The sequence below is a fragment of the Nocardia arizonensis genome, from assembly GCF_001310275.1.
Taxonomy (GTDB): domain Bacteria; phylum Actinomycetota; class Actinomycetes; order Mycobacteriales; family Mycobacteriaceae; genus Nocardia; species Nocardia arizonensis.
The window spans coordinates 167,676-178,769 of sequence record NZ_LGYZ01000083.1 but is presented as its reverse complement, the minus strand read 5'-3'; the positions used below and the strand labels follow the sequence as shown (position 1 = coordinate 178,769).

The window sequence follows — 11,094 nt, the reverse complement described above, 5'->3', positions numbered from 1 at the left end:
GCCGCCGACCCCAGCGAGCCCAGCAGCCAGAACAGGACCGCGCGGGCGCCCTCGGGGGAGTCCGAGGCGAAGATGAGGAAGCTGGTCGCCGCGGAGAATATGTAGCCGATCGTGACGCCGCCGAGCAGTAGCCGCAGGGAGGTCATCTGTCCGTTGATCCTGGCGACGAGGAACAATAGGACGGTGGCGATCACCGCGCCGACGAAAGCACTGGAGGTGAGGGCGGCCGCGGAGGCGGCCGTGGTGGAGCCGAACAGCAGGCAGACCGCGGCGCCGGTGGAAGCGCCCGAGGTGACGCCGAGGATGTGCGGGTCGGCCAGCGCGTTGCGGATGAGGGTCTGCAACACCACACCGCTCACCGCCAGTGCGGCGCCCACGCAGGCGCCGAGCAGCACCCTCGGGGTGCGCACCTGCCACACGATCGCGTCGTGCGCCCGGCTCCAGTCGATGTCGCCGGGCCACCCGAACATGTGGTGGCACACGATTTCGGCGACGGTCAGCGGGGGGACCGACACCGGACCCAGTCCCGTCGCGACGACGATGGTGACGACGAGAAGCGCGCTCAGTCCAGTGGTCCACCCGATGGTCGCCCATCGTTTCGTGGCGTGATCGAGATCGTCGGCGGGCGGGGGTGCCAGAGTGGTGGTCACGATTGCAGTACCTTCCCGCTGTCGACCGTCTCGTTCACGGGCGCGGCCGGCGATGGTCCGAAAAGCAACTGGGTGGAGCCGAAGGCGGTCGAGCGTTGCACCGACACCTGGTACACGGGCTCGAGCACCTCCGGGGTGAGGACCTCGTCGACTGTTCCCGTCGCGGTGATCCGTCCTCGGTCGAGCAGTACCAGGCGATCGCAGTAGCGGGCGGCGAGATTGAGGTCGTGCAGCACGATCACCGTGGTGACCGCCAATTCGCTGACGAGCCCGAGCAGTTCGTGTTGGTAGCGGACATCGAGGTGGTTGGTCGGCTCGTCGAGCAGGATGTGGTCGGCCTGCTGGGCCAGCGCCCTTGCGATCAGCACCCGCTGGCGTTCCCCGCCCGAGAGCGAGGCGAAGCTGCGGTCGGCGAACTCGCGCACGCCTACTCGACGCATGGCCGCCGCGGCGACGACGCGGTCCTCGCGGGAGTACCCCTGGAACGCTCCCGCCCACGGCGACCGGCCGAGCAGCACCATCTCCGCGACAGTGACAGGTGTATCGCTCGAGGATTCCTGGGTGACCACGGCGAGGCGGGCGGCCATCTGCTTGCCGCGCATGGACTCGACCGGTGTTCCGTCGATCAGCACCGTTCCCGCGCGCGGACGCAGCGCGCGGTAGATCACTCGCAGCAGGGTCGACTTGCCGGAACCGTTGGGGCCGATGAGTCCCAGCGTGGTGCCGGACGCGGCGGTCAGCCCTACCCCGGACAGTACGGTCGCACCGTCGTAGTCGAAGTGAACGCCGTCCGTGGTGATCATGCGCTCGCCCCGGCGCCGGACAGCGATTGCCGCGATCCGACCGGCCAGTCCGGTGGTCCCGGCCGCCAGGTGTGGTGCACGGAGACGGAAACGGCGAATCCGGCGCAGACTTCCCGCGCCTGCGCCAGTTTGCGGTCGCGGTCGGGATCGGCGTCGGCGAGCAGGATGCCGGTGGTGGTGCCGCTGTGGGCCACCACCACGCCGAGCGCGCCGAGTCGCCGGGCGGCGGTGGTAACCATGTCCAGATGCGGGCGTTCGCGCAGTGCGGAGTTCTTGATCGCGCTGCGCGTGGCGATGGCGCCGATCATGGCAAGGTCGCCACGGCCGATGGCGGCTGTGAGTTCGGCCAGCATCGCGCTGTATTCGCGCGTGTCGGCGAACGAGAACGGTTTGTCGCGCCGGTTGAACTCGACGGTGTCGAGCTGTCCGCCTTCGTCGCCGAGAACGATGGTCATCGGCGGCAGGGGCTGTAGTCGGGAGAGCAACCGGACCTCTCGGTGGTAGAAGGCGACCGCGCCGGGATACATCACGCCGTCGGAGGGTTCGATGCGCCGCAGGTGGGCTTCGATCTCGGCCGCGTCCGTCGCCGCGCCGTGGCTGTCGGCCACGGCGCGTGCGGTGGCGACCAGATCGGCGGTGGAACTGGCCAGCCCCTTGCCCTCGGGTAATTCGCTGATGATCGTCAAGTGGCCGCCGTGTTCTCGTGGCGACGTCTCCAGCATCATTTCCGCGAGCGCGAGAGCCTTCGTCTTGTGCGGCGGCGATACCCGGACGTGGGCGCTGTGCGGGTCGGATTCGAAGACGGCGACCGATCCCTCGCGGATGGGCAGGGTGACGAGGAAGTCGCGATTGTCGGCGGTGACTCCTTGCAGCAACTCGCCGCAGCTGCCGAAAGCGCTGCCGACACCGATCTTTCGTGGCGGGTTCACCGCGCGGCCGCGCGGTTCGTACGGGCTCGCCGTGCCACCACATGCAGGCGGTCGTCGTCGAGTCGGTCGCTCAGTACGCCATCGCCGGGCCACGCCGGTTCGGTGAGCGGGCCGGGACGGTCGAAAAGAGCGACGATATCGAAACCGCACGACTCCAGCAGATGCCGGAGTTCCTGCGGAAAAAGCAGTCGCCAAGCGGTGTCCTGGGCTACCGGTTCCGCGCATCCGTCCCACGTCCATGTCCGGCGTCGACGTAGCAGCTGTGCGGGCAGATCGATCGACAGTACGGTGCGCGAGGTGTATCCGACGCCCTCCCATTCGATGCGACGCGTCGACTCCTCGGCCAACAGCTCCCGGCGGCCGCGGTCGGTCAGCAGAAACGCCGCGTTGCGCATCTCCATGATCAGCAGTCCGTCTTCGCGCAGGCATCGGTGGAACGCGGTGAGCGCGGTACGGATGTCGCGGGTTTCGTGCAGGTGCAGCAGCGTGCTGCCCAGGCAGGTGAGTACATCGACGGGTTCGCGCACCTCGACCTCTCTGGCGTCGCCCACGCGGAAATCCGGTCCCCGGTACTTCGCGCGGGCGTAGTCGACCATCCGGGCCGAGATATCCACGCCGGAAACGCGATAGCCGATCTCGGCGAGCCGCGCCGCGTCCCGACCGGTGCCCGCGCCGACGTCGAGCAGTCGGGTGTCGGCTGTGGGTTCGGTGTCGGCGAAGCGTGTGACGAGGTCGTGGACGAAGCGGGCGTTGCGTGCGCCGGTGTCGGGGAATGTCTGCTCGTAGAGCGCGGGGTTGTCGGTCAGCAGGTTCTCGCTGACCAGCGTCGGGCTAGTGCCGGTCGGTGTCATCGGCGGATTCACCTTTCACGAGGGCGGTGGGAACGCGTTCGGCAGCACCCCCGCCGGGGGCGGGCAGTACGCCGGATCGGTGCAGCGCGAGTACCGCCGCGGCCGAGGCGAAGCCCGTCGCGGCGCACAGCGACGCGGGCCACCACGCGAGAGCACCGCCCAGGCGGTCGATCGCGCTGCCCACTGTCGAGGTGAGCGTCACCGTGAACACGCCGGAAACCAGATAGAAGGCCCCATAGTAGGTTCCGGTCAGGCTTGGGCCGCCGAACCGCGGGATGAGTTCGTTGACGAACGGCTGGACGGTCATGATGCCGATCGCCAGGATCGCGGCCGCGATAAGGACGGGGACGACCGCCACGACGAGCGGAGCGCCACCGTCGGTGACCGCGTCGATGACCCGCGCGGCCGCGGGCGGCACCAGGAACGCGCCGCCCATGACGGCCATGCCGATGGCCATGGCGGGACCGCGGGCGCGGGAGCCGAATACGCGGGTGATACGCACCTGCAAGGCCAGGATCACGACCGTCTCGGTGAGGAACAACGCCGCGACGGCGGCAGCGCCCGCGGTATCGCCTGCCGCGTTCTGTGCTTGCAGGGTGAAGATGAAGTAGATCTGGCTCTGCAACGCGAACATGCCCATCAGCGCGACGGCGAACAGCCAGAACGCGCGGTGGCGCGCCAGGGTGGCGAGATCGCCGAGCACGTGGGTGCCGCTCGGTGTGGCGCGGCGGTCCGGCAACAGCAGCAGCTGGGCGATGGTCAGGGTGAGGAACACCCCGGCCGCGACCACCGCGGTGAGCCGGAATCCCAGTGAGATCAATACGGTTCCGACGATCGGTCCGGCGGCCGAGCCGACATTGCCGAAGATGTTGAACAGCGCGAAGGCGTCGGCGGCGCGGTCGTCGCTGTCGCGGGCGATGTAGGCGCGGACCGCCGGGTTGAACAGCGCGCCGGCGAAACCGGTCAGGACGGATGCGAGCAGGACGACCGGCAGTGAGCCGCCGACCGCGAAGAGTGTGAAACCGGTCGCGCGGATCGCGGCGCCGACGATGATCACCCGCCGTGCCCCCAGGCGGTCGGCGGCGGTGCCACCGACCAGGAACAGTCCTTGCTGGCTGAGGTTGCGCACCCCGAGCACCACACCGACCACCGCGGCCGAAAGCGCCAGATCCTCGAGCAGATAATCGGCCAGGAACGGAATGAGCATGTAGAACCCGATATTGCCCGCCAATTGGTTGACCAGCAGCAACCGCACCGACAAGGGGAAGGTTCGGAACAAGCGCAGCGTGGTCATGCGGCGGTTTCCCGGCGTTCGATGCCCGAGCCGAGGCCCGCGGGCCTGCGGAGTATCCCGTCGGAACCGGCGAGTCCGCGCCAGGGGTCGTCGGCGATGAGGAGGTGGCCGTCCAGGTCGATCCAGCGCGCGGCGCCGCTGAGATGCGCGGCGGGCGCGATACTCGCCGACGTGGAGGCTTGGCAGCCGAGCATGACATCCATGCGCGCGGTCCTGGCCCACTCGATCATCGCGACGGCGGCGTGCAGTCCGCCGCACTCGGCGAGCTTGATGTTGATACCGGCCACGGAGGGCGGCAGTAGTTCCAGTTGCTCGACCGTGCCCGCGTCCTCGTCGGCGATCACCGGCATCGGTATCGCGGCGGCTACCGCGTCCAGTGCCGCGAGTTCGCCCGCGGGGACGGGCTGTTCGACCGCGGCTATCCGCGCGTCGGCCAAGTCGGTGAGTACGCGCACCGCGGTCTCGGCGTCCCAGGCTCCGTTGGGATCGAGGATCAGCCGGGCGTCGGGGGCGGCCGCTCGCACCGCACGCACCCGGGCGATGTCGTCGTCGGGGGTAGTGCTTCCCAACTTCAATTTGAGGACGGTGAAACCCGCCGCGGTGAGTTCGCGGGCGCCGCGTACCGCATTCTCGACCGGCACGATGCCGAGTGTGTACGCCGTCGGCGCCGAATCCCATTGCGGCATACCGAGGTAGGCGTCGAGGGGTTGTCCGGCCCGGATCGCCAGGAAGTCGTGCAGGGCAACGTCGACCGCGGCGACCACCGGCAGCGCGTCGGGAAGCAGCGCGCGCAGTTCGGGTAGTCGAACGCGCAGTTCTCGCGGATCCCGTTCGGTGGCAACCCAGTCGGCCACCTGCCGCAGCGCCCGATCGATGGCATCGAGGGTGATGCCGAGACGTGGACTGGTGACGACTTCGCCGCGGCCGAGGGTGTCAGCATCGGTGAATGTGACCCACACGGCGTCTCGCGTCGACATGGTCGCGCGTGAGATGCGCAGTGGCTCGCGCAACTCGATACGGATGCTGTGCCAATCGAGTTTCACGACCGCACCTCTCGAATCGCGGGATCGCGCACGACGCGGCACCGACCCCAGCCGTCGACCTCTGTCTCGCCGGGGTCGGCGAGTTCGGTCGGTTCGGAGCGCGGCGTCGCCAGGAGTCCGCGTACCGCGCACCAGTCGTCGTCGTAGATGGTGTGTAGATATCGGTGCGGACCGTCTGGGAACACGGTCAGCACCCGTGCCGCCGGTTCCTCGCGGGCCAGCCAGTTCGCCACGAGAGCCACGGCGCCGGTGCTCCATCCGCCCGCCAGACAGGTGAGCGCGGCCACCGACCGGCAGGAGGCGACCGTCTCGACCGGACCCACCCAATGCACTTCGTCGTAGTCGGAATAGACGACGTTGCGCGGTAGGATGCTGCTGCCCAACCCCCGCATGATCCGGTCCTTACACGGCTGGCCGAAGATGCGGGAGTTCACCGAATCCACGCCGACGACGCGCAGCCGGGGCCAGTGTCGTCGCAGTGTCCTGGTCAGGCCCGCGCAGTGCCCCCCTGAGCCGACACTGGCGACCAGGATATCCATCGGCTCGGCTTGGGCCAGGATCTCCTCGGCCATCGCGGTGTAGCCGAGCGCGTTGTCGGGGTTGTTGTACTGGTCGGGCCAGTAGGCGTCCGGAGTCGCGGCGACCACTTCGGCCAAGCGGTCCAGGCGTGCGCGCTGCCAACCGCCCTCGTGGTGCGCCGCGTCGACGATCTCGAGTCGTACTCCGTAGATGTCGAACAATCTGCGCATGTCGGGTTCGAGTTCGCGGTCGACCACCAGGATCACCGGATGCCCCAGTGCCCGGCCCGCCAAGGCGAGTCCGACACCGAGTGTGCCGCTGCTGGATTCGACGATCGGCGCGCCGGGGCGCAGTTCGCCGCGATCGATCGCCGCGAGCAGCATCGAGGCGGCGGCACGCGCTTTCATGCCGCCGAGTCCGGCGTCTTCGATCTTGGCCCAGTAGTGGGCTCGGCTCGCGGACCCCACGGGAATTCGGGCCAAAGGCGTGCCGCCGATCATGCGGAGGAGTTCGTGTCGTCCAGCGTGCGGATGGGCCGCGGCGGTCATCGCCTCTCCGATCGACGGTAGTGGAAATGGGTGCTCGGACCGCCGTCGAGGGAGAAGAAGGGATATGGTTCGGCGGAAATCGCGGTGACCGCGCCATCTCCGAGGAACCACGGCAGCACCGCGCTGCCGCTCTGGGCGAACATGACCAACGGGATGTCGCGTTGGCTCGCGTCGCGCAACACGTCGTCGAAACTGCCGTTGACCAAGGTCATTCCGGTGACGAGCAGCGCGTCGTAGTCCGCGGTGACCAGGGAGGTGGACGTCAGGACCGGCTCGCCCCATTCGGTCACGCCGCCGACCGCGTCGCATGCGATATAGCTGATCCCGCGGGCCCGGAGTTGGGCCAGCAGGGAGTTGACCACACCGATCACCAGGACAGTACGCACCCCGGCGACGGGGAGCAGATCGGCTACCGTCCGCGCTCGGACCTGTGATTTGGCCAGCGAGGACGGTCCGTCCACGACGATCGCCGCGCCGGAACACCCGGCGGCTCGCGGATGGGGATGCACATGCATGAGATAGCCGTCCAGGGCTGCGATCCGAACGGCGGGGATCGGATGGTCGAGCAGGTCGGAGACCGTCGTGCCCACGCACTGGTCGAGGGCCTCGGAGAGCTCGTGGTGGTGTCCGGGTTCGGCGCCGCACGATCCCACCGCCGATCCGATTCGCAGGCTGAGGATCTCGTTGCGATACCCGTTGGTGCGGCCGGTGTGGCGGGTGCCGTAAGCGGTGAGGAACGCCGTCGAGACCGAGATCGTGTCGGGGGCGGGACCGATTGACCCCGCACGGACGCTGTCGATCAGCGCCGCCACGGTTCGAAAGCCGGAGGGGGCCCGCGTGGTGTGCGTTTCGGTCATGCGCGTTCGCTGTCGTCACGGAAGGACACGCGCAGTTCCTCGATGAGGTCGGCCGCGATGGCCCCCGCGGTTCCCGGTTTCTCGTCCACGACCATCACGTGGCCCAGGTACTCGTTGTTGCTGTTCGCGGCGCGCACCGTCTTACCCGGTGCGGCCAGCGTGTGTTCGACGATGTGCTCGGTCTCGGACCACCGCTGCGCACCGACGATCTCCTCGAGTTCACCCGTGCGGTCGGGGACGAGGAAGGCGATCGCCGCGCTGCCGATACCCGTATCCCGCTGCGCGAGATCGGGTTCGACGCCCGCGGCGAGATCCGCGTGCGCGGCGGCGAGGTCGATACCCGTCACACGCCGCACCAATTCGGTGATCCGGTTTCCCGCCGGGCGGGGGTTGACCTCGATCAGGCGTGGTCCCTCGGCGGTCAGTTTCACCTCGGTGTGGGCCACCGTGCCGTCCAGGCCCAGGGCCTGGATCGCGGAAACCGCGAGGCCGCCGATGCTTTCGGCCAGTGCGGGCGCGAGCGCGGCGGGGAACATGTGACCGGCCTCGATGTAGCATCCGTCGCCGACCACCCGTTTGTCGGTGATTCCGACGATCGTGGTCCGGCCGCCGACCGTGACGGTTTCGACGCTGAATTCCTCGCCCACCAGGCACTGTTCGACCAGGACTTGCGGCGCCCGCGCCTGTCCGCGCGCGTTGACCGGGAAGCCTGCGATCGCGTCGACAGCCGCCCGCAGTTGATCGACGTCCTCGACCCGACGCACGAACATGCCGCCGCACAGGTCGATCGGCTTCACGACCACCGGGTATCCGATCTCCTCGGCGGCGGCGGCGATATCGGCCCAGCGGGCGGCGACAGCGTAGTGGGGGCCGGGAACGCCCGCCGCTGAGCAGAGTTCGCGCGTCTTGGCCTTGTCGCACGCCGCGGCGACGGCGTCGCGGCGCGGTCCGGGCAGTCCGAGTTCGGCGGCGATGCTCGCCACCGTCGGAAGGTAGTAGTCGCAGGAGGACAGGACGCCGTCGAAGCGCAACACTCGGTGCAGGTCGCGCGCGTAGGACGCGACAGCCGACTCGTCGTTGCTGTCCGCGGACACGATGTTGGCCGCCGAGAGCAGGGGATGGGCAGGATCGGGGACGGCTCGCAGGTAGTGGCCGAGGTCGCGGGTGAGGAAGGTGAAGGTATGCCCTCGGTCGTGAATGCCTCGGGGAAGCAGTGTGCTCATCGATCCGACCCAGCTCTCCACCATGAGTAGATGTCCCACGCGGTCTCCTCGTCACCTAGAGTGTATGGAAATGATAATCGTTACTGAGCATGCTCGAAACCTTCCCGGGAGAAGAGGTTTCGAGCATCGAACTCTTCGGACTACTTGGCCGGCGTCGGGGCGGGAGAGTTCAGTGTGGTGAAGTACTGCGCGGCGGCCAGGATCGCGACCGGCGCGGTCACCAGCAGCTGTCCCGCGACGGTGCCGAGCGCGCCGACCGCGACGATTCCGCCGACGCAACCGACGGCCGCGGCCGGGACGAAGGGCCCGAACAGTCCGACGATGGTCGCCGACGCGACTGTCGCTCCGGCGATGCCGCCGAGTAGGCAGCCCACCGCGGCCCCGCCGAGTCCGCCGACGAGGGTGCCGATCGTCGCGCCCATCGAGATGGTGCTCGTCATGCGGCTCCAGGCGGCCTGCTCGCGGTCGTACTCGTTCTTCCACGGCGCCTTGTCCTCGAACGGAAGCGCGACCGGCTGATATTTCGCGTGGGCGAGGTCGAATCGCGGGGTCAGGACCGCAGTGCGGTCATCGACCTTCGCCTCGATCGGGAACACGAAGTCATCGACCCGGAACGACAGTTCGCTGCCCGCGAGCGTGGCTCCGTCGGCCGCCTTGATCTTGAAGACGCCGTCCTCGACCGTCAGCGAGCCCGCGTCGGTGGTGATGACGGTGGCGGTTTCGGTGGTCTCGGCGCGGAACCCCACCGCGTCGGTGTAAGTCGCGTGTGCGCTGCCCTGGCCGAATGTCATGGCGGTGAACAGCATCGCCGCCCCCAGGCCCGCGGCGGCGGTCTTCGTGATGAACATCTTCGGTTTCCTCATCTGTATTCCGGGTGGCTGAGCGCCGAAGAGAATATTACTGATAATGATTCCCATTTGCATAGTGGGGTGGCGGGAGTTGCGCCCTTCGCGGTTGTCTCGACACCGCTGGAGTGAGTTCCACGACCGAGGTCGGCGGGTGGCGATAGCGAGGGGAAGTCCAGCGATGCTGCGAGAGTCGAGCTCCGAGCAGTCGGCGGTACGCGGTTCCGGTCTCGCCGAATGGTCGCCGGTCGACCTCGCGCCGGGGCTTCTCACGAGACTGGACCGAACTTTCAGACCGGACTCTTCATCGAGCGGCTAAGCGAAGTCGGCCTTCAAGCCGCGGCCGAGATCGCCGCGCCCGCAGTGTATTTCGAACCTGCCTGGATGTCCGCCGCGGACGCGCTCGCCTTCTGGCTCGGGCGGGCCCTCGGGCGGCCACCACTGCGCGGCGGCATCGGCCGAGCCCCGCTCGCGGGGGTCGTCGTGCTCGCGGTCTTCGCCGTTGCGATCGGCTGGTTCCTGCCCCTGCTCGGCATCACACTGGTCGCGTTCCTCGCCATCGACCTCGCCCTCGCGGCGCTGAAGCGGGCGCGGAACCTCCCGGATGAAATCGCTGATCAGCGACGAAGGGGCCCCGCCTGGCCGGAAGAGTCTCGCCACCATGGTGAGCGGACAGGCAGAGTGCGTTGCGCACGACTCGCGCCGACAGACATCGCGTCCTACCGGCCGTCGCTTCCCGGACCGGAGTCCAGTGCTGTTGACGGCTTCGTTCCCGTTCACCGCTGCGGGACAGTCCCGGATTCCCACCGGGTTCGCTCTCACCACCGCCCCTGCGACGTTCAGGGGCAGTGACTCGACACCGCGACACCGAGGTCCGTGCGCGTCATGATGAACCAGCTACCTCGACCAGCAACTGCCGAGTGACCCACCGACGCACCGAACCTCATCGACGCACCGGTCATCGCTCGGACGGAAAGTGGCCGGAGGGCATGTATCGCTACATGGGGGCGGGGGATGGCCGATCGGCCGCGCTGTCAGGGAGAGGACGGCGGCACGGCACAGCCTGACGCCGCCCGGGTCGAACACTCCGAGGGGTAGTACCGCAGGTCTGGTGCTCGGGGTTTGCGGGATCCGTTTATCCTGGTCGGTGCAGCTGGTTCATCTCCGGTCGCTTCGGCGTGCGGGGATGTCGAAACCTGTCGTCCGGGACCTTGTTCTGAGGCGAGGGGTGAGAGGGAACCCGGTGGGAATCCGGGACTGTCCCGCAGCGGTGAGTGGGAGCGACTGTCGTCACATGAGCACTGGGCCGGTGGCCTGGGAAGCGACGGCTTGGTAGTAGCAGCCCGGGCGTATTTCGCCGGGGTCGGCCGAAACGGGCCGGTGCCCGCGAGTCCGAAGACCTGCCCGCTGTACCGGATACATCGTGTCCGGTGGTTGTCGCCTCGTGGATTGGGCGCTACGCCGACATCTGAATGCGCCCAGGCGTCGCCCGGGTGTGTTGTCGTGCGCGCGTTCGGAAGCGGGGTGGTGGC

General features: G+C 68.4%; 11 protein-coding genes and 2 riboswitches. All 11 genes read right to left on the bottom strand.

What is annotated here, in order from left to right; all coding sequences use genetic code 11:
• On the bottom strand, positions 1-650 hold a 650-nt coding region (locus APZ21_RS18865), incomplete at its 3' end, for a FecCD family ABC transporter permease (RefSeq protein WP_204249120.1).
• The gene (locus tag APZ21_RS18860; protein WP_054814634.1) at positions 647-1,453 is read right to left on the bottom strand and encodes an ABC transporter ATP-binding protein; all 807 of its coding nucleotides are present in this window, start codon (positions 1,451-1,453) and stop codon (positions 647-649) included. The genes APZ21_RS18860 and APZ21_RS18865, both read right to left, overlap by 4 nt.
• The gene (locus tag APZ21_RS18855) at positions 1,450-2,382 is read right to left on the bottom strand and encodes a GHMP family kinase ATP-binding protein (protein ID WP_054814633.1); all 933 of its coding nucleotides are present in this window, start codon (positions 2,380-2,382) and stop codon (positions 1,450-1,452) included. Before APZ21_RS18855 ends, APZ21_RS18860 begins: the two co-directional genes overlap by 4 nt.
• Positions 2,379-3,233, bottom strand: coding sequence for a class I SAM-dependent methyltransferase (locus tag APZ21_RS18850; protein WP_054814665.1), 855 nt, complete (start codon positions 3,231-3,233; stop codon positions 2,379-2,381). Before APZ21_RS18850 ends, APZ21_RS18855 begins: the two co-directional genes overlap by 4 nt.
• Positions 3,214-4,527, bottom strand: coding sequence for an MFS transporter (locus APZ21_RS18845; RefSeq protein ID WP_054814632.1), 1,314 nt, complete (start codon positions 4,525-4,527; stop codon positions 3,214-3,216). Before APZ21_RS18845 ends, APZ21_RS18850 begins: the two co-directional genes overlap by 20 nt.
• Entirely contained in the window at positions 4,524-5,570 is a 1,047-nt protein-coding gene (locus tag APZ21_RS18840; RefSeq protein WP_054814631.1) for an enolase C-terminal domain-like protein, read from the bottom strand. The genes APZ21_RS18845 and APZ21_RS18840 overlap by 4 nt, the downstream gene beginning before the upstream one ends.
• Positions 5,567-6,637 carry a PLP-dependent cysteine synthase family protein gene (locus APZ21_RS18835; RefSeq protein ID WP_054814630.1) on the bottom strand — a complete coding sequence of 357 codons (1,071 nt, stop codon included), beginning with the start codon at positions 6,635-6,637 and terminating at the stop codon, positions 5,567-5,569. Before APZ21_RS18835 ends, APZ21_RS18840 begins: the two co-directional genes overlap by 4 nt.
• Positions 6,634-7,494, bottom strand: a complete 861-nt coding sequence (locus APZ21_RS18830) for a Rossmann-like domain-containing protein (protein WP_054814629.1) — start codon at positions 7,492-7,494, stop codon at positions 6,634-6,636. Before APZ21_RS18830 ends, APZ21_RS18835 begins: the two co-directional genes overlap by 4 nt.
• Positions 7,491-8,756: an ATP-grasp domain-containing protein gene (locus APZ21_RS18825; protein WP_082393245.1), complete on the bottom strand. Its 1,266-nt coding sequence runs from the start codon at positions 8,754-8,756 to the stop codon at positions 7,491-7,493. The genes APZ21_RS18830 and APZ21_RS18825 overlap by 4 nt, the downstream gene beginning before the upstream one ends.
• A 101-nt stretch (positions 8,757-8,857) precedes the next feature.
• Complete coding sequence (locus APZ21_RS18820; protein WP_054814664.1) at positions 8,858-9,565, bottom strand: DUF8020 domain-containing protein; 708 nt, start codon at positions 9,563-9,565, stop codon at positions 8,858-8,860.
• Between the two features lie 312 nt (positions 9,566-9,877).
• Positions 9,878-10,225 carry a hypothetical protein gene (locus APZ21_RS34915; RefSeq protein ID WP_054814627.1) on the bottom strand — a complete coding sequence of 116 codons (348 nt, stop codon included), beginning with the start codon at positions 10,223-10,225 and terminating at the stop codon, positions 9,878-9,880.
• Between the two features lie 38 nt (positions 10,226-10,263).
• Positions 10,264-10,373: riboswitch (cobalamin riboswitch) on the bottom strand.
• 377 nt (positions 10,374-10,750) lie between these two features.
• A riboswitch (cobalamin riboswitch) is annotated at positions 10,751-10,984 on the top strand.
• Positions 10,985-11,094: the final 110 nt, after the last annotated feature.